This is a genomic window from Kribbella catacumbae DSM 19601 (assembly GCF_000372465.1).
Classification (GTDB): domain Bacteria; phylum Actinomycetota; class Actinomycetes; order Propionibacteriales; family Kribbellaceae; genus Kribbella; species Kribbella catacumbae.
This window is the reverse complement of sequence record NZ_AQUZ01000027.1, coordinates 105259-123444: the sequence shown is the minus strand read 5'-3', so window position 1 is coordinate 123444 and position 18186 is coordinate 105259. Positions and strand designations below refer to the sequence as shown.

At 67.0% G+C, this 18186-nt stretch carries 20 protein-coding genes; 3 read left to right on the top strand and 17 right to left on the bottom strand.

The window, feature by feature from the left end:
* Nucleotides 1-239: 239 nt before the first annotated feature.
* Nucleotides 240-767, bottom strand: coding sequence for a P-loop nucleotide/nucleoside kinase family protein (locus tag A3ES_RS48490; protein ID WP_020389802.1), 528 nt, complete (start codon nt 765-767; stop codon nt 240-242).
* An 849-nt stretch (nt 768-1616) separates the two neighbouring features.
* Nucleotides 1617-1865 (bottom strand): hypothetical protein, encoded by a 249-nt coding sequence (locus tag A3ES_RS54310; protein WP_157630757.1) that lies wholly within the window; start codon nt 1863-1865, stop codon nt 1617-1619.
* A 125-nt stretch (nt 1866-1990) separates the two neighbouring features.
* Between A3ES_RS54310 and A3ES_RS0126105 the strand changes: the two genes are divergently transcribed.
* The gene (locus tag A3ES_RS0126105) at nt 1991-2401 is read left to right on the top strand and encodes a VOC family protein (RefSeq protein ID WP_051084812.1); all 411 of its coding nucleotides are present in this window, start codon (nt 1991-1993) and stop codon (nt 2399-2401) included.
* Nucleotides 2402-2691: 290 nt separating this feature from the next.
* Here the strand turns inward: A3ES_RS0126105 and A3ES_RS0126100 are convergent, their stop codons facing one another.
* The 8 genes from A3ES_RS0126100 to A3ES_RS0126065 form a co-directional block, all read right to left on the bottom strand.
* Entirely contained in the window at nt 2692-3537 is an 846-nt protein-coding gene (locus A3ES_RS0126100) for a DUF4184 family protein (protein ID WP_020389798.1), read from the bottom strand.
* Nucleotides 3538-3595: 58 nt separating this feature from the next.
* On the bottom strand, nt 3596-4384 hold the full coding sequence (locus A3ES_RS51570) for a hypothetical protein (RefSeq protein ID WP_020389797.1): 789 nt from the start codon (nt 4382-4384) through the stop codon (nt 3596-3598).
* Nucleotides 4381-4710, bottom strand: a complete 330-nt coding sequence (locus tag A3ES_RS0126090) for a PadR family transcriptional regulator (RefSeq protein WP_026163201.1) — start codon at nt 4708-4710, stop codon at nt 4381-4383. The genes A3ES_RS51570 and A3ES_RS0126090 overlap by 4 nt, the downstream gene beginning before the upstream one ends.
* A gap of 40 nt (nt 4711-4750) precedes the next feature.
* Nucleotides 4751-5977 (bottom strand): RNA polymerase sigma factor, encoded by a 1227-nt coding sequence (locus A3ES_RS0126085; RefSeq protein WP_020389795.1) that lies wholly within the window; start codon nt 5975-5977, stop codon nt 4751-4753.
* The gene (locus tag A3ES_RS0126080) at nt 5974-6297 is read right to left on the bottom strand and encodes a YciI family protein (RefSeq protein ID WP_020389794.1); all 324 of its coding nucleotides are present in this window, start codon (nt 6295-6297) and stop codon (nt 5974-5976) included. Before A3ES_RS0126080 ends, A3ES_RS0126085 begins: the two co-directional genes overlap by 4 nt.
* 133 nt (nt 6298-6430) lie before the next feature.
* Nucleotides 6431-7216, bottom strand: a complete 786-nt coding sequence (locus A3ES_RS0126075; protein WP_020389793.1) for an ABC transporter permease — start codon at nt 7214-7216, stop codon at nt 6431-6433.
* Nucleotides 7213-8016 (bottom strand): ABC transporter permease, encoded by an 804-nt coding sequence (locus tag A3ES_RS0126070; RefSeq protein ID WP_020389792.1) that lies wholly within the window; start codon nt 8014-8016, stop codon nt 7213-7215. Before A3ES_RS0126070 ends, A3ES_RS0126075 begins: the two co-directional genes overlap by 4 nt.
* Entirely contained in the window at nt 8013-9008 is a 996-nt protein-coding gene (locus A3ES_RS0126065) for an ABC transporter ATP-binding protein (protein WP_040455547.1), read from the bottom strand. The genes A3ES_RS0126070 and A3ES_RS0126065 overlap by 4 nt, the downstream gene beginning before the upstream one ends.
* A 61-nt stretch (nt 9009-9069) precedes the next feature.
* On the opposite strand from A3ES_RS0126065, the gene A3ES_RS0126060 reads away from it, so the two are divergent.
* Nucleotides 9070-10002 carry a helix-turn-helix transcriptional regulator gene (locus A3ES_RS0126060; RefSeq protein WP_020389790.1) on the top strand — a complete coding sequence of 311 codons (933 nt, stop codon included), beginning with the start codon at nt 9070-9072 and terminating at the stop codon, nt 10000-10002.
* Nucleotides 10003-10273: 271 nt separating this feature from the next.
* On the opposite strand, the gene A3ES_RS0126055 is transcribed toward A3ES_RS0126060, so the two are convergent.
* On the bottom strand, nt 10274-11347 hold the full coding sequence (locus A3ES_RS0126055; RefSeq protein ID WP_026163199.1) for an ABC transporter substrate-binding protein: 1074 nt from the start codon (nt 11345-11347) through the stop codon (nt 10274-10276).
* Between the two features lie 99 nt (nt 11348-11446).
* On the opposite strand from A3ES_RS0126055, the gene A3ES_RS0126050 reads away from it, so the two are divergent.
* Nucleotides 11447-12337: a serine/threonine-protein kinase gene (locus A3ES_RS0126050; RefSeq protein WP_020389786.1), complete on the top strand. Its 891-nt coding sequence runs from the start codon at nt 11447-11449 to the stop codon at nt 12335-12337.
* Here the strand turns inward: A3ES_RS0126050 and A3ES_RS0126045 are convergent.
* The 6 genes from A3ES_RS0126045 to A3ES_RS54305 form a co-directional block, all read right to left on the bottom strand.
* On the bottom strand, nt 12334-12999 hold the full coding sequence (locus tag A3ES_RS0126045) for a protein-L-isoaspartate(D-aspartate) O-methyltransferase (RefSeq protein WP_026163198.1): 666 nt from the start codon (nt 12997-12999) through the stop codon (nt 12334-12336). The genes A3ES_RS0126050 and A3ES_RS0126045 overlap by 4 nt on opposite strands.
* Nucleotides 13000-13213: 214 nt before the next feature.
* The gene (locus A3ES_RS0126040) at nt 13214-14344 is read right to left on the bottom strand and encodes a hypothetical protein (RefSeq protein ID WP_157630756.1); all 1131 of its coding nucleotides are present in this window, start codon (nt 14342-14344) and stop codon (nt 13214-13216) included.
* 269 nt (nt 14345-14613) lie between these two features.
* Nucleotides 14614-14931, bottom strand: coding sequence for an AAA family ATPase (locus tag A3ES_RS57185; RefSeq protein WP_420323153.1), 318 nt, complete (start codon nt 14929-14931; stop codon nt 14614-14616).
* A gap of 71 nt (nt 14932-15002) precedes the next feature.
* Nucleotides 15003-15995: an ATP-grasp domain-containing protein gene (locus tag A3ES_RS0126035; RefSeq protein ID WP_020389783.1), complete on the bottom strand. Its 993-nt coding sequence runs from the start codon at nt 15993-15995 to the stop codon at nt 15003-15005.
* Nucleotides 15992-17173, bottom strand: a complete 1182-nt coding sequence (locus tag A3ES_RS0126030) for a peptidase MATCAP family protein (RefSeq protein WP_202806592.1) — start codon at nt 17171-17173, stop codon at nt 15992-15994. Before A3ES_RS0126030 ends, A3ES_RS0126035 begins: the two co-directional genes overlap by 4 nt.
* A gap of 67 nt (nt 17174-17240) precedes the next feature.
* Nucleotides 17241-18137, bottom strand: a complete 897-nt coding sequence (locus A3ES_RS54305) for a serine/threonine-protein kinase (protein WP_051084811.1) — start codon at nt 18135-18137, stop codon at nt 17241-17243.
* Nucleotides 18138-18186 lie beyond the last annotated feature (49 nt).

Sequence of the window (18186 nt, the reverse complement as noted above, 5' to 3'; positions counted from 1 at the left end):
TGACCGGTCTCCTCCATCCGGCCCAGCAACTCCGCCCCGTAGGCCTCCAACGCGGCGACCTGCTCATGCACGGCGTCGTAAGCCGACAGCAGTTCGCTGCCGCTCATCAACACNGCTGCACGATCGTCCATACCGCTAAGGCTAGACGAGGCCGCCGACAGTTTCCGGGCCTGAATCCCCTTATCCACAAGGGGAAACCTCACATCCAGGAAACGCCGGAAAGCTGTAGGCTTACTGTCTCAGGTCGTCGGGATGCGGTGACGGATCTTGTCGAGGTTCGAGTCGATGGGATCGATGGCGTCGAGGAGGAGATCGGGCGAGCTGAGCGGTGGGTACTCCGCTCGCATTCGCTCGACGTGGGCCCAGTCGACCTCGTGCCAGCCCGGGATTTCTCTGCGCCGGCCCTCGAGCCGCCGTCGGTGCTCGAGCTCGTCCGAGCAAACGCACTCCACCACACGCAATCGCGCACTGTGGTGTTCGGCGAGTTCTCGCCAGCGCGCCACGATCTCTTCGGAGACCAGGCAATCGACGATCGCCGACTGCCCGAGCATCAACGGCCGCGCGACAAGCGTTCCCAGCAGGTCGTAGTACATGGCGAGCATTTTCGGTCGATCCAGTCCGCGCAGTGCATCATGCGGCTTCATTGCCCCCAGCAACCAGTCGCCGGCGAACGCGGGCGCGGCGATCTCTCGGGCCAATCGATCGGCCAGCGTCGACTTGCCCGTGCCCGGTAGCCCAGTCACCACAATCGGCCAGCGATGCTCCATGCATCAGTCGTACCAGGTAGCCGGTGGACATCCGTGAGCGGCGGCGACCCGGCGGTCGGAGTACCGGGGTGTCGCTTGCGTCCGTCCCGGGGTGCGGACGTCCAGGCCATCAAAGGGGTGGTCAGGGGTGAGGGCGTGAGCACGAAGGGTCGGCGGGGAGCGGAGTATTGATGGGCTGGAGGTCCGGGCCGGCCGCTGAAGTCTGTCGTCACCTGGTCTGGCTGCCAGGTGTGTGCCCGGACCGAGTTAGCCCACGCGTTGCCGGACGTACCGTAGCGACAACTCCATCGCGTCTAGTAGGTCGGCGCTGGTTTCCTCGTCGACGCATAGCCAGCCGGTGTAGTTGATGGTGTGCAAGGTGGCGAAGAGTTCGTCCAGGTCGAGGGTGCCTTCGCCGAGGAGGCGGAACTCGCCGTCGGCGACATCCCAAGGCTACGTTCCTCGCGGCCTGCCGATCTTGCGAACTGCGGTGGCCAACTACTACTCGCCTCTCGGCTTGCCGACGGACCCAGGACAGATCCTCGTGACCCGCGGAGCACAGCAGGCGATGCAGATCGTCGCCGAGGCCTGGTCGAACCGGGCGGCACAGTCGTCGTGGAAGAACCCACGTTCCGCGGCGCGATCGAGGTACTGCGTGGTGTCGGCGCAAGCTGATCGGCGTACCGAGTGGACCCGACGGCGTCGCTCGGCTCGGCCAGCAAGGCGTTCTGGGGTGGCCTCCGAGTCGGTTGGCTCCGGGCCGACCGGCGCCTAGTCGAACGCCTCGCGGTCGTCAAGGGAGCTGAAGATGTCGATCCCCGCCCAGGTCGTCACCGCCCGGCTGCTCGACCGGGCGGCCGAGGCTTGGGCCTATCGCCGCGCAACCTGAGCGTCGCGCGCGAGTTCACCCTCCAGTTCCTCGCCGAGGAGTTGCCCGACTGGCGACCGATCGTCCCCGCCGGTGGCGCATCCCTCTGGATCGAGCTCCCCGCAGGCCAGTCGGCGACGGCGTACGCCGAACGCGCCGGCCGCGCCGGAGTAGACATCTTCGCCGGCCCAACCTTCAGCTGCCAGGACGCCCTCGACAACTGGCTTCGAATCTCCTTTGCCGCCCCCCAACCCTCCTCGCCGAGGGCCTCCACCGCCTCGCAGCCCAATGGAACACGTGGCCCATGTCGAGATCCGCAGCTCTGTTCCGACGTTGCTGTTGTTAGCGGGAGACAAGGTTCTAGAAAGGCTTTCTGATGACAGCTAATCCGACGGCAGCGGTTCGTCCTGGGACGTTCCTGTTGGAACTTGTTCTGGTGCCGGTCAGTGACATCGACCGGGCGAAGGCGTTCTACATCGAGCAGGCTGGGTTCAGCCTTGATGTCGACGTCGCGCCGGCTGAGGGGGTTCGGGTTGTTCAGTTGACGCCGCCGGGGTCGTACTGCTCGATCACGTTGAGCAAGGGACTGCCGAACGTGGACATGCCGGCCGGTTCCTTGCGCGGACTCCACCTCGTCGTCGCCGATATCGAGGCTGCTCGCGCGGAGCTGATCGGGCGTGGGGTCGACGTCGCGCCGGTGGAGGACACGGGTGGTGTGTTCTACGCGTGGTTCGCCGACCCGGACGGCAATACCTGGACGCTGCAGCACATGCCCTGGCGGGCTTAGGGCGGGCGGCCAGCACTATCAAACCTCACCTGCAAACGCTTGCCCTCGGCGTGTCGAGGCGTTGGGCTCGGGTTGTGTAGTGGTGGCGGTCCGCAGCCGCCGACTTCTGCGCGCCCGGGTCTTCGGTGCCTGGCCTGAGTGGGGGTTACCCGTACTCAGGAGGCTTCGCCCCTCGGTGTGGGGTTCGCCCCTTGCTCTACCAGGGGGCGATGCCCGCGGGGCGGGGTGGAGCACACCGATTGGTCGCTGGAGCGCGTTGGCCGTCGGGGGCAGGGTGGGATGGGTCGGGGTTAGCGGACAGGGCGACGTGCGCGTTGTGAGGCAGTGGTGAGTTGCCAGGCGGCGGCGTACAGGAGTAGGGCGATTGCGAGCGAGGCGCCTGCTCGCTTTGCCGCTCCGGTTAGGACGCCCTCGGCGACAGTGCTCCAAGGAGCTGGTTTCGTCGTGGTGGGGTAGCTCGTGCTGGTCACACCGTTGCCTTCGTCAACGGTGATCGGGTGGCTGTAGTCCACCTCCGTCACGGTGCTGTAGTTGTCGTAGTCACTCGGGGCGAGAGCGACGCCGCCCAGCACTGGAGCCGCGATCAGCAGGGCTATCACCAGCCGCCGGGTGAAGGCGCCGAGGGTTGCTTGGTGACTGCGGAGTTGAGCGCGACGCTTCCAGAGGAACCAGCTGACGGCGGCCAGACCGAAAGCCGTGCTCGCGTACTGCAGCAGTCGCGGCATGGGCAAGAGGTCGGTGTCAGTGAAGGCGTCCCAGAGAACGTGGGTGGCGACACCGATGAGGGCTGACAGCAGCAGCCATACGGCGTACCGGGGCAGGCTCGTTGGGCGCTCGGGTTCCGGGAGGCCCAGGCCGGGCGGGAGTAGCGCCGTGAGGGGTGCCCGGACCATCCAGTAGCTGGTCACCAGGCCGACGGCGTACAGGAGGGCAATCGGAAGGCCGCTGAGTGAGTGGGTGTGGGTCGCGTTGAGGAGCGGCCCGTACCAGTCCCCGGCGCTGGTCGAGGTGAGGCCGGCCGCGGTCAGGAAGTACGGGACGTCAGGTGTCATCGAGCCTGCGACCAGAGCTGCCGGGACGAAGGGCCGGCGCATGAGCGGCAGCACCGCGGCGGGGTGAGCCAGGGTGAACGGCATGTCGGCGACCTTCTCGGCAGGTGGATAGTACGCTGCAGAGAATACTCACTTGAGCGGACTATAGCCAACCGTACGTGTAGGCGTGGGCGAGGACGAGCGGGGAGGCCGCAGCGATCGCGCCTATCCCGCGCAGGTCCGACAGTCGGGTGTGCAGGACCAGGACGGCGCCGGTGAAGGCGACAGTCAGCAGCGGCCAGACGCCGTACTCCGTACTCACGACGAACCCGCGCGTCTGGACAAGGGCGACGGGGAACCACGCAACGGCCGCCATTGCTCCGGCCGCCGCCGACAGCCGCCTGTCACCACGTCGGTCCGGGGGACAGGCGAGTACGACGGCGGCGGTCAGTGCCGCCGCGATCGGCTCGAACGGCCCGTCGCCATAGAGGGCTGGCGCGACGGTCCACTGTGCGGCGAAAGCCAGCAATCCGGACACGACCAGGACAACACCCGGCGTCCATCGCCCGAGCAGAGCGACGATCGCACCGGCGCAGGCCAGCACCAGAAACAGCACATTCAGCCCTTGCCGACCATCCGTGGTTGCAAGATGGCTCCACGTCGACCCTGGCGAGATCGCGACTCCGGCGTACCACTTCATCAAGTGAATCCCGCTGTACGCCGCCGCGACCCCGAGGGCGAACGGTGCCGCGAGCGCGAAGAAGCGCCCGCCGGGTGACGCCGAGTCGAGCCCCAGGCGAACCCGCAGAGCGTGTGCGACCAGGTCGGCGTCCGCGCGCAGCCGGGCCGCGCGCGGCAGGCCGATGGTCATTTCACGATGGACGTCGAGGATCTCGCGTCCGTAGGCGGCTCGATAGGCGGCCGGGTACAGCCGGAGAAGGGCTGGGCTCATGTCGCCGGCGCTGTGCCCAGGCGCCGTCGTACCTCGCGGGCAGTGGCGGCCAGCCTCTCCGCCTCCGCCTCCAGGCGCTCTCGCCCGGTGGGGGTGAGCGCGAAGATCCGGCGTGCCCTGCCGCCCACCACCTCCTCACGCTCCACCTGGATCAGGCCCTCCGCCAGCAGCCTGTCCAACGCCCCGTACAGCGCCCCGGTGCGCGGCGCCACCCGGCCATCCGTGATGGCCTTGACCTCCTGGGCAATCGCATAGCCGTGCCGAGACCCGTTCGCGAGCGCGGTCAGCAACAGCAGCGCCAACTCCTGCATCCCTCGATCGGTCATGCCAACAGACTATTCCGTTCGACGTACTGTGCGTCAGGTACTACGCCAGTTGGTCGCGGCGGCGGGTGAGGTGGGCGGTCTCGGCGGTGTTGCCCGCTAGTTCGATGGCTTTGTCGTACGCCGTACGCGAGTCCTGGCTGCGACCCAGCCGGCGCAGCAAGTCGGCGCGCGTCGCGTGGTACGCGTGGTAGCCGGCCAACCTGTCCTCGAGACGGTCGACGGCCGCCAGCGCCACCTCCGCGCCGTCGAGCTCGGCGACCGCGATGGCCCGGTTGAGGGCCACGATCGCCGACGAGTCCAGGCGGACGAGTTGGTTGTACAGGGCAACGATCTGCGACCAGTCGGTGTCGCGTACGTCGTGGGCGAAGGTGTGCACGGCGTTGATCGCTGCGAGGATCTGGTAGCGCCCCGGAGCCACCCCGGCGGCCAGGCGCTCGCGTACCAGCCGATGCCCTTCGGCGATCATGGCCGCGTCCCAGGCGCCACGATCCTGCTCGCCGAGGGTGACCAGTTCGCCGGTCGCGGACACCCGGGCGGGGCGGCGGGCCTCGGTGAGAAGCATCAGCGCCAGCAGCCCGGCCACTTCACCGTTCCCCGGTACGAGGGCACGGATCAGGCGAGTGAGCCGGATCGCCTCGGCGGTCAGCTCATGGCGTACGGGATCGGTGTCGGGGCCGGTCGCCAGGTAGCCCTCATTGAAGACAAGGAAGAGGACGGCGAGCACGCCGGAGACGCGTCCCGGGAGATCCTCCGCGGACGGCACCCGGTAGGGGATGCGAGCCGCCTTGATCTTGGCCTTCGCGCGGGTGATCCGCTGACTCATGGCGGTCTCCTGCACCAGGAAGGCGCGGGCGATCTCGGGCACGGTCAGGCCGCCGACCATGCGCAGCGTCAGCGCTACGCGGGTCTCCATCGCGAGCGCAGGGTGACAGCAGGTGAAGATCAGCCGGAGCCGGTCGTCGTCGATGGCACCAAGAGGCTCGGGCGGATTGTCGTCGTACAACATCTGGGCCTCCTTGTGCCTGTCGTCGCGCTTTGTCTCTCGCCGGAGCCGGTCGATGGCTTTGCGGTTGGCGGTGGTGGTCAGCCAGCCGCCGGGGTTGGGCGGTACGCCGTCCGCCGGCCACCGCTCGACGGCGATCGCGAACGCCTCGCCGGCCGCCTCCTCGGCGATGTCGAGGTCACCGAACCGCCTGGTCAGCGTGGCGACCACCCGGGCCCACTCCTCGTGGTGGGCCCGGGTGATCGCCTCTTCGGCGTCGCTCACTGGAACGGCCGCACCTCGATCTTGCGATCGCAGACCTTCGACGCCTCGGTGGCGAGCTTGAGCGCCATATCCAGGTCGGGGGCCTCCCACACCCAGACGCCGGCGAGGTACTCCTTGGACTCGATGAAGGGGCCGTCGGTGAGGATCGCCTGCTCGCCCCGGTTGTCGATGACCGTGGCCGCGTCGGTGTCTGCGAGCCCGCCCGCGAAAACCCAGTAGCCCTCGGCGATCAGCCGTTCGTTGAACACGCTGATGGCAGGCTGCCTGTCCGTGCTGCCGGGATTGCTCTTGTCATCGATCACGGAAACCAGATACCGCATCTCGGCTCATCTCCTGTGCCTCTTGGGACGCCTCTCGGGGGCAGCCTCTCACCCCTGCTACGAACACCGCTGCACCGATCCGACACCCCCGGAGGGATTTCTTCAAGGATCCTGCCTGTACGCCGAGGGGTTTTCAGGAAGTTGCTCCGGTGTAGCGGCGTAGGCCTAGGCGCCAGCAGGTGATCGCGAGGAGACAGGTGAATGCGGCTCCGGCGACGGTTGGTGCAAGGACCAGTAGGCGTGGTCCGTTGAGGAGGGTGTTGGTTGGGATGGTGGCGATGAGGGTTAGCGGGAAGAGGTAGGTGAGTACGAGGCGAAGGGGGCGGCGGTAGATGTCGGTGGGGTAGCGGGCGAGCTCCCATGCCGAACCGTAGAAGACGTCGAGTTGCAGGCGCGGTGCCCAGAAGGCGAGGCATGCTAGTAGTACTCCCATGGCCCAGGTGACGGTGAGCGCGGCTACGAGCGTCATGGTCCAGGCCAGGAAGGCGCCGGGTGTTGGTAGTTGTCCGTGGTGGCTGATGCCGACTGCGATGACGGCGACCCCGAGAGCGAACTGGACGAGAGCCAAGGGGTTTGACCTTGCCAGACTGGCGAGGTAGAGGGTTGGCGCGGGCTGGAGCAGGAAGGTGTCGAGCTTGCCTTGGCGGATGCCGTTCTCCGGGAACCAGGACAGGTTGGGGTCGATGAAGGTGTTCTTCAGGCTGCTGAGCAGTTGGAACGTGCCGATCAACACGTAGGTTTCTGTTTCGGTCCAGCCGGCCAGCGAGTCGGTCCGGGCATACACGATGAAGACGGTGGCGAGGGTCGCGAAGAGGCCGATGATCGACAGGACGATGTCGAAGAGCAGATTGATCCGGAAAGCGAGGCCGGCTTGCGCGGATCTGCTGAACCCTGCGCCGAAGAGTCTGAGGAGTCTCATGCGCCCACCACCGTGTATCGACGGATGCCGGCCCGCCACAGCAGGACGGCAGAGGTGACCAGTACCGCGATCCACGCGGCTTGGTAGGCGAGTCCGGTGAGGACCGGGGGCAGGCCGTGAACGCGGCCGGCGGCGACGTCCGCCGGCAGGCCAAGCATGCCGTAGAACGGCAGGACCCGTGCGATGTCCTGCAAAGGCCCTGGGAGGAATGCCAGAGGTGCGATGGTGCCGCCCAGTAGTGAGTTCAGGGTCCATCCGAATCCCACGATCGAATGCACCCGTTCGGTCCAGAACGCGGTGAGGGACAGCGTGTAGATCCAGCAGAAGCTGAGGGTGGCACCGAGTACGAAGACCGGGAGAGCTGACAGGGCGGCGGCCCAGGTCAGGGAGACTCCGAAGGCGAACGCGGCCAGCACAGCGATCGGAATTCCCATCACCGTCAGCCAGATCCGGATGGCGATGTTGGTGCCGATCGTGGTGATGACGACGGGCTGCGGCCTCAGCAGGTCGTGGCTGATCGTCCCGTCGTAGATCTTTTCGGAGAAGGTGAACTGCTCGAACGACTCTGTCATCACCGTGACCAGCAGCAGCGCAACGTAGTACGTCGCGATGGAGGAATCCGCGGGATACACCGCGGACCAGACGAACATGCCGATGAGCGGCCCCAGGACCGCTTGGATGACGAGGGTGAAGAGAAACCACCAGGTGCCGGACCACTCGAGCACTTCCAGGCGGATCCGCAGCGCGATCAAAAGCAGCACCCGAGCGGGACGGCCGTACGCCGCCGCAGGGGCGGTCATCCGACGCCTTCCCGGTACGCCTTGTCGATGACCACGTCGAGTGGAGCCTCTTCGACGGCGAGATCGGCGACATCCAGCTCGGTGAGCAGCCGGGCTGTGGTCCGGGCGACATCCTCGCGGGGGACTCGAAGAACCCAGGTTCCGTTCGAAGCTTCGATGAGTTCGCCTGCCTCTCGAAGACGTGCCTCGTCGGCGTTCGGTGCGGTCAGCCGGACGAGCTTGTACGGCGAGAGCTTGGCTGCGAGCTCGTCGAGTTGCCCGTCGTACTGCACCTTGCCGTTGTCGATCAGCACCAGGCGCGGACAGAGCGAGGCGACATCCGCCATGTAGTGGCTGGTCAGGAGCACCGTCGCGCCCGTCTGTTCGGCGTACTCGGCAACGAAGCGACGCATCGTGGTCGCGCCCGTGACGTCGAGGCCGAGCGTCGGCTCGTCGAGGAACATCACCTGCGGCCGGTACAGCAGTGAAAGGGCGAGGCCGGCCCGCATCTTCTCGCCCAGGCTCAGTGCCCTGAGCTGCCGCTGCAGCAGATCTTCGAGCTCGAGCAGCTCGGTGAGTTCATCGAGGTTCCGCCGGTACTCGGCCAGCGGTACCTCGTACAGCAAGCGCTGGTACTGCAGCGTGTCGAGCACGGTGAGCTCCTGCGACCCACCGACAGGCTGGCTGCCGCGAATGAAGGCGATCCGGCGCAGGAAGGCCGACCGGCGCTGCCACGGCGAGTAGCCAAGCACCTGAACCTGGCCGGAGGTGGCGTGCAGCAGGCCGGACAGGATCTTCATCGTCGTCGTCTTGCCGGCGCCGTTGGGACCGATGAAGCCGACGACCTCACCAGGAGCGAGCGCGAAAGAGACGTTCTGTACGGCGGGCACCTCCCGATAGCGCCGATTGAAGACCGAGCTCAGCGTCTCCCTCCACCCGGCGCCCCGGATCGGTGCCCGGTAGGTCATGCACAGGTCTTCCACGACAACAGCTGCTTGTTCGACAACGCTCATGGGGCGACCGTAGAAAGAAAAGACGCCACCTGTTGGCTTATTTTCCTGGCATAGTCGGACCATGCGTGCCGAACGGCTTCTCCGGCTCCTGCTGCTCCTGCAGACTCGCGGGCAGTCAACCGTGGTTCAACTCGCACAGCAGTTGGATGTCTCGCCGCGAACGGTCCAGCGTGACCTCGACGCCCTCAGCCTCGCTGGCGTTCCGGTGTACTCCGTGCGCGGTCGAGGCGGTGGCTGGGCTCTGCTTCCCGGCTACCGGACCAGGCTCACCGGACTCACGCCGTCCGAGGTGATGTCTGTCTTCGTCGGCGCGACCGCGCACGTGCTCGCCGACCTTGGCGTCGACGCGTCAAGCGACCAAGCCATCACCAAGCTGATCGCCGCATTGCCTGAGAGCGCCAGGCGCGACGCCGAGGTCGCCCGCCAGCGGCTCCTGATCGATCACGCCGGCTGGGGCGACCACCCGGAGTCTCCGCGCTGGCTGGAGTTGTGCCGACAGGCGATCTGGGAGGAGCGGCGGATCGCCATCACCTATAAAGATCCGGCGCAACCATTCACGGTCGCACCACTCGGCCTCATCGCCAAGGCTCGGACGTGGTACCTGGTCGCGTCCCGGCCGGACGAGGCGCTGCGCACCTATCGCCTGAGCAGAATGACCTCAGCAGCTTTGACCAACGAGGCGTTCACGAGACCGAGCGATTTCAACCTGAGCCAGTACTGGGCCGAGGCGCAGCAGCGGTTTCGAGCCACACTGCCGTCGTACCCGATCGTCTTGCGGGTGCGCGACCACGCAGTACGGCGGTTCCGGCCGACTGCACCCGTGGTACCGGACACGGACGGTTGGTCCCTTGTCGAGACAGATCTCGAGAACGCCGACGAAGCCTGCGCCGCCGTACTCGCCCAGGCCGGGGACGCCGTAGTCATCTCACCGACGGAGCTGTCGACCATGGTGCTCCGCGCCGCGAGCAAGATCATCGAATCGTGCGTCAGGTGACTGGTACTCCAGCCGGAGTTCGTGATGTTCAGCGTGCGGTCGTCGCGTTGGGCCGGACCGCCGCCACTCACAAACCTCAGCTGATCGCACCCGGCCAGGCGTGCGCAGGCGTGCTCCCGCGGGGAAACGGGAGGTTTGTGAGTGGCGGAGGTCCGGGCCTACCGCCCAACATCACGAATTCCAGCGCGCCGTGCTCACGACGGCTCCGGTGACCGGCGGGCCGCACTCGCTGTGGGCCGGGTGCGGGGTGCTTGTGCGTCGTAGTCGGGCATCAGTTGGTGTGGAGGATTCGGAAGTGGGTGGGGGCTGCTGGGTCTCGGTCTACTACTTGGATGGGGGGTTGGGGCCATTGCCAGATGTTGATGGGTGGGGCGTGGGTGAAGTGGATTCGGCCTCGGGTGGCTTCGGCTGTGACGTTTGGCCAGGGGGTGGTGATGGCGCCGTTGGTACGTAATACGGCGGTGAGGACGGTGATGGTGTCGTAGCCCTCGAAGGCTACGAAGGAGGGGGATTCGTTGAGGTGTTCGCGGAGGGCCGTCTCGACTTGGGTGCCTAGTGGGGTGAGGTGTTCGGGGAGGTAGCGCAGGAATGGGATCGCCGTGCCGGCCGCGCCCAGCAACGTGATCCACTCGGTGAACTCTGGTTGGCCGGCTGGGGCGCCGATCAGGAGGTTGGTGAGGCGCTGGTCGTGGCGGACGGCCTTGACGATCGGCACCGCCGGGTCCGGGTGGCCGACCAGGAGAAGGAGGGCTGTCGCGCGGTTGCCGGCGAGTTCGTCGCAGATCGCCGCGGGGGTGAGCGCCTGTGCGTCGAGTTCGATGACGCTGCCGCCGCGTGGGGTGAAGTAGTCCCGGAGGATGGCGGTGCCGGCTGCCCAGTAGACGCTCGGCTGGGTTGCTACGGCGATTCGGCTGTGACCCGCGCTGAGGAGGAAGTTCGCGTAGACCTGCCAGCCGCTTGACTGCGGCGGGGAGAGGCGTGCGACCCAGTTAGTCGGTTGTTCGGTGAGTGCATCGAGAACGGCTGACGAGCAGAGGTACGGCAGGCCAAGCGCGTCGGCCCGGGCGGCAACCGCACGAGCGACGACGCTGTGATACTCGCCAGCCAAGGCGACCACACCCAGCCGGGCCAACTCATCCACAGCCGCCGCAGCCCGCTCCGGATCAGCTGCGGTATCTCGGATCACCAACTCGAGCGGCCTTCCACCAATCCCGCCGTCGTCATTGACGTCGCGAACACCCAACTCAAGCCCAGCGAGCAAATGCTGCCCCGCCTCGACCCAGCCAGGCCGGCTCAACGGAACAAGAGCACCGATCCGGACAGCTGCGCCAGGTGAAGTATTCATACGTCTCCCGAGTGACTATGCGGTTGCAGTTGGCCCCTATGTTGCTGTTCGCGATTATCGGGTACCGGTGGGGGTGAGTCCCGTCGGGAGGTGGTAGCGATGCGAATCGCCGGTCGGTACCAGCTTGAGAGTGTCGTCGGGGAAGGTGGCATGGGTGAGGTCTGGCGTGCTGTCGATGAGGTGCTTACCCGGCCGGTGGCGGTCAAGTTGCTCAAGAAGGCGGATCACGAGGCGGAGGAGAGGTTTCACCGGGAGGCGCAGGCGGCTGCTGTGGTGAGCAGTCCTCATGTTGTCGGGGTCCATGACTTCGGGCCGTACGGGGACGGCTTCTATCTCGTGATGGAACTCGTTGTGGGCAGCACCTTGGCTACCGTGCTGCAGGAATCCGGGCCCTTCAGCCCTCCTGACGCCGCCCTGATCGTCGCGCAGGCGGCGGAAGGATTGTCCGCGGCGCATGACCAAGGCGTGATCCACCGTGACATCAAGCCGGGCAATCTGTTGATGGCCGAGGACGGGACGATCAAGGTCGCCGACTTCGGCATCGCTTGTTTTCTAGGGGATCCAGCGGGCGAACCGGCCCACGACGGGCGGATCCTCGGTACGAGTTACTACGTCGCCCCAGAGCGGGCCAGGGACGAACCGGCCGGCCCTCCGGCTGACATCTACTCCCTCGGCTGCGTGCTGTACCAGCTCATCACCGGCGATCCACCCTTTGTCGCCGACACGCCAACCGGCGTACTGCGCCAGCATCTGAGGGGAATCCCGGTCCGACCTGCGCGGCTGGACAGGGGATTCGGCCGGTACCTCTTGCGCATGCTGGCCAAGGACCCAGCCGACCGCCCGGACGCGGAGGAGGTGGCGTCGTGGTGCTGGCAGACCTACCTCAACGCCCCCACGGCGCAGCAGTCAACGCTGCCTCAGTTCGTGCATCCGTCCGTCATGGCGAATTCAGATCTAGCGATCACAGCGCCCAGCCGGGCAACTGCCTAAGGCCGCCGTCCGGGATCGCCGCTGCGCCCAGGCAGGAGCGGTACGAACCGGACTTGCTCAAGAGACTCCTGTTCGAAGTCGTCCGGCCCGGTACGCCGTACTCGCACAAGCTCGTGGATGGCGTGCGGTGCCCCGACCGGAATCACCAGCCGGCCTCCCACCGCCAACTGCCGCCGGAGGCGTTCCGGCACCTCCGTCGCGGCGGCCGCCACCACGATCGCGTCGTACGGCGCATGCGAGGGCCAGCCGTACCGTCCGTCGCCATGGCGGACCATCACATTGTCCAGGGAGGTGAGCCGCTCACGGGCGACGGCGGCCAATCGACTGTGCCGCTCGACCGTGTACACCTCGGCGGCGACCCGGCCGAGGACCGCCGCGGCATAGCCCGACCCGGTGCCGATCTCCAGCACCCGGTCCTGTGGCCGGAGTTCCAGCGCCTGGGTCATCAACGCCACGACGTACGGCTGCGAGATCGTCTGCCCCTCATCGATCGGCAGCGCAGCGTCGCGATAGGCGGCCTCCCGCAGGTTCTCCGGTACGAACTGCTCCCGCGCCACGTCACGCATCGCTGCCAGTACCGCGCGATCGGTGACACCGCGAGCGGCGATCAGTTCGACCATCCGGGCCCGCTGCACCTCAGGATCAGCCCGCACAGCCCTCATAACTTCACCTCCGACGGCGCGTCGACAACGCCCCATCAGCTACCCAGTATCCAGACCCCCAGGATCCATTCATCGCCCCCGTGCCGGCTGATCACTCACGAGCGCCGTCGATGCGTTCGCGCAGGATGTCGGCGTCCGCTTCGGGTTCTGGTGCGCGGTCCATCTCAGTAGTCTGGACCCGCTCCGCTGCCTGAACCAGTCCCTGCTGCTGGGATCAGGACTGAGACTCTCGGTCTCTCAGCGGGCCGGCTGCGGCCTGGGCGCCGCGCGCGATCGCGAGGCAGTCTTCGCTCCACTCGATCGCGGCGGAGGCGTCGTCGAGGGCGAGGTGGACCTGTGCCACGGTCGCTGCGGTCTGCGCCTGCGCCTTCCGGTCGCGGAGGACGAGTGCGAGATCGTGCGCGCGCAGCCCTACCTCCAAGGCGGTGACTCCGTCGCCACCCTGGCTGTACAACCGGGCCAATTCATCCAGCGTGGACAGTTCGCCACGTCGGTGCGATCGCCGCTGGTAGGCATCCAGTACGTCGCCGAGAAGGCGCGCCGCCTGGTCGACATCGCCCAGCTGCCGTACTGCGCTCGCCAGGCCGGTCTCGCTGATCTGCACCGCGGCACCGAACAGGTCGGCGGCCTCTCGCAGCTCGCCCTGGTACAGGCGGGTCATCCCGAGACCGTTGAGCGCGATGGCCCGAACGTGGCCGTCCTGATCGTCTTCGGTCAACTCCAGGGCGCGGCGCATCCACAGGTCGGCGTCGACGAGCGTGCCCCGCTCCGGCTGAAGCCACCCGATCTGGTGGGCCAGATAGGCAGCGGCTGTGGTCCAGCCGACGGCGACCGCGAGGGCCTGGCCAGCGAGACAGTCGGACAGTGCGTCCTCGTCCCGGCCGGCTTCCGCCAACGCCTGGCCGCGATTGAGCAGCATCGCGACCCGCGCGATGTCGTCGCCGGCCGTCATGGCGGCAGCCGCGCCGGGCTGTGCTGCCGGTAGCCAGCCGTCGGCATGCCTGCGGATCTGGAAGTATCCCCGGAGTTGGTCGACGATCTGCCAGGACAGCCACTGGTCGCCGGACTCCGCCGTGTCCGTCACGACCGCCAGCAAGGCGCGCAGTTCGTCGTCGAGCCAGTCGAGTGCCGCGGCTTCCGAGTCGATGAATCTGGCCGGTTCGGGATGGGCGCCGAGCCGCACGACCTGCGGATAGGCCCAGTCGATCGCGGCCGTCACCGCCTCGGCGTACCAGGAGTACAGGCGGGTCCGTGCGGTGGTCCCTTCGGCGTCCTCGGCGAGAATCCGACGGGCGTAGAGGCCGAGCAGATCGTGGAACCGGTAACGGTTCTTCGTCTGCTGCATCAGCATGTTCGCCTCGAGGAGTTCTTCCAGAACTCGCTCGGCGTCGGCTGCCGGTACTCCGAGCAGGATGCCCGTGCTGTCGGCACTGAAGTCGTCGCCAGGATGCAGGCTGCGGTTCGAGGTTCACGACGCCGGCGGTGGCCAGGTCCGGCAGTCGCCGGCGGCTGGTCACGATCACGTCGCTGCGTCCGGCTCCTGGCAACAGCGGTTGGATCTGAGCCGTCTCCTGCGCGTTGTCGAGCAGTACCAGCATCCGCCGGTCGGCGAGCTCACTGCGGAGCAGCGCGGCCGCTTCCGATTCGTCGGTGCCGATCCGCCGGCTGGGGACTCCGAGCGCGCGGAGAAAACGGCCAAGCACCCTGGAGCGGTGCATCGCTGCCCCGGAGGTCGGCGTACAGCTGTCCATCCGGATAGTCGGCGCGGAGACGATGTGCGGCGGTCAGGGCCAAGGCCGTCTTGCCGACGCCCGCGATGCCGTTGATCAGCACGACTCGGGACGAGAGTGCGTCAGACCGGCCGAGCGTCGGACAGATCGACGCCAGCTCGTCCGCGCGGCCGACGAACCCGGTGGGTCTCCCTGCGACCAGTCGGGCACGAGGAGTACTTTACGGGCCGCAAGGAGTCACTAAGAATCGACCGGGACTCGTTTCCGAGGCAGTTACCTGCCGGCGCGGTGTTCCAGGGCTTCGATGACGGTTGGGCAGACGTCGATCTCGTAGAGCCTTTCGACGCTCTGCATTCCGCCCGGGCTCTCCGCGTTGATCTCCACCACCTTGTCGCCGATCACGTCGATGCCGACGAAGTACATGCCGTCAGCAACGAGTTGCTCGCTCATCGCTTCGATGATGCCGCGTTCCGCGGCGCCGATCTCGAGTGGGACCGAGCGTCCGCCCTTGCTGATGTTGGCCCGTGGGTCGTTGCCGGTGGGTACTCGCCGGAACGCGGCCGGCAACCCGTCGCGCTCGAGGAGTTGTCCCTCGAGCAGGAAGATCCGGGCATCGCCGTCCTCGCCGCCGTCGACGAACTCCTGAACGATCGCATAGCCGTCCTGCAGCACCGCCTCCGTGATCTGCGCGAGGTTCGCCTCGCCGTCGTCGGAGATCATGAACACGTTCCGGCCCTTGGCTCCGTACAACGGCTTGACGACGCAGTGGCCGACCTCGCCGGCGAACCGTTCGATCGCTTCCGGGTCGCGCGTCACCAGCGAGCGGGGCCGGATCTTCTCGGGGTACTCCTCCAGGTAGAGCTTGCTCGTCGCACGGGTGAGGCCCGCCGGATCGTTCACCACGGTGACGCCACGCGCCTTGAGCATCTGGCCGAAAACCGCACCCAGTGGGCTGGCCCACGGCCGCTCCTGCAGATCGTCGATCGAGTCGTTGCGCAGGAACAACGCATCAAGGTCTTCCATCACGATCCGTTCGGCGTCGCACTCCTTGATGCGTTCCATGAAGGACTCGAGCGTGTCGTCCTCCCCATACTGCGCGGCATGGGCCCGGGCCACCAGTTGCCCATCGCTTGCGCTGAGCTCGACGTCTCCGACCCCGACATACCAAACCTCGTGCCCCCGCCGGGACGCGGCCCTGGCCAGCCGCGTGGTCGTGTACTCGTCGATCTCGGTGGCGACCTCGTTGACGAAGAAGGCAAGCCTCATGACGACACAGCTCCTTCGTACAGGTCGGTGATCGTCGCGCCCGCGCGCAGTCCTTCGAGGCGCTCCTGAGCGCCGGGAACGTCCAGCCAGCGTGGACGGATCCATGGTGCGACCAGCACCTCGCGGTCGAGCAGGTCCTGGATCAACGGGATGTGGTCCAGCGCGAGCTTGCCGACGAAGAGGACGTCGAGGCTGCTGCCTTCCGCGAGGGTTTCGAGGATGCGGGTGATCCCGCGCAGGTAGATCGCGTCCTTCACCGAACCGCCCCCGACGACGACGCGGATGGCGATGGACCAGGCGGTTCTGGTCGGTATCTTGTGCTCCGTCCGCAACGATTCGAAGATGTCCAGGAACTCGGCGCCGTCGAGCAACTTGCCGACGGCAACAACCCTGGCCGCGAGCACGCGCAGGCGCCGCGGGTCCAGTCCGCCGGTCAGGTACTCGGCGAGCACGGCCAGGCCTTCCTGGGTCTCGTCGTAGCCAGGCAGTCCGATCGTCAGCAGCTTCAGGGGTTGCTTGGCGCCGTTCTGGTAGGTGACGACATGGGTGCCGACCTCGTGGTGCAGCAGGGGCTCGACGCGATCCGTCCTGATACTGGCGGTTTCGGGGATGAGTAGCCGGCCGAACGACACCATCAGTTCGGAGATGTCCTCACGCACCTCGACGTTTACCGGGAAGTCCGGATACACGGCCCGGTAGCGGTCGAACTCCTCACGAGCCGCCTCCGCGAACGCGCCGGCCGTGACACTGCTGGTGCTGGGGCCTTGGGCCGGGATGGTCTCGAGCAGCTCCTCCGCCGCGGACGCGAGTGGCTGAGCGACACCGCCGTACAGTTGCAGCGATCCGTACATGAACCGTGAAGTGTCGCGATCCTCGAGCGCTGTGATCTGCCGTGCTATCTCGTCGCGCTTCACCCGGAAGAGTGTGTGCAACGCAGGGTCGTCGACGTTCTCGATCTCGAGGCCGTAGAGGTCACGCCGGACCAGGTCCGGCTCGAACTCCAGCGGTCTGAGCCGGAGCGTGGGAGCGGTCCCGAAGTCACTGCGCTCGAAGTCCGCCCAGGCCTCTGCCGCATTCACCGGCGTGATGTTGAGCAGCAGGTCCACACTGCGCTCGATCTCGGTCAGCCGGGCATCGATCTCGAGCGCCGGCGCTAGCTGCTGATTCGCTGAAGTCACGTCCCCGAGGTACCCACCGGCCACAACAAACAACCTGAATATACTTCAACGCTCAACGACCCGTCGTTCAGAGGCCCAGCCAGCCGGCGAGCATTGCGAGGGCGAAGACGATGAGTGCCATGGTCCACACGACGGGAGCGGGCCAGCCGGTTGGTTGCAGAGGACCAGTAGCTGAGTTCGCCGCGAGCAACTCACGAGCGAAGGTACTGGCGTCCCGCGGGCGTACGTCGGGATCGGGGTTGAGGGCGGTGGTGAGAACGTCGACCACCCGGGGGTTGATGCCATCGATCTCGGCGACGGGTGGTCGCCGCCAGCTTATTCCGCGGCTGCCCGACGTGGACAGTTCGGGCGCCGGGCGGTCGCCGGCCAGCAGTTCCCAGGTGACCACGGCGAGGGAGTACACGTCGGCGCGGCCGTCGAACGTGCCGATGCCACCGGTCTGCTCCGGTGCCATGTACGCCGGGGTGCCGGTGTTGACGGTGTAGCCGGTCGCGTCCGCGAGCCGCTTGGCGCTACCCAGGTCGGCGACCAACACTCGTACCGGCTCGCTGGTCTTGTCCAGCAGGAGGTTGCTGGGCTTGATGTCGCGGTGGATGAAGCCGGCTTCGTGCAGTACCTGCACCGCCTCCGCTGCCTCGGCCGCGAGTCGCAGCGCCTCATCCGGCTCGAGTTGGCCCACGCGATCGGCCAGTGTCCCGCCGTTGACGTAGTCCATGACGAAGTACGGCCGGTTGTCGTCCACGCCCACGTCGTGGACGCGGACCACCCGCCTGCTCTCGATGCGGCGCAGGAGTCGCGCCTCACTGAGGAAGCGCTCACGGACGTCGGCGTGCAGGACCCAGTTGTCGGCGAGAATCTTCACCGCCACGGCCGCGTCGAGTTCGGGGTCATAGCCTTTCCAGACGGTGGCGAACGCCCCGGAGCCGACTCTGTGGTCCAGTCGGTAGCGGCCGATATGTTTCATCGTGCTCATTGTGACGCATCCGGCCCGCGAGTGATCTACGGTCACACTA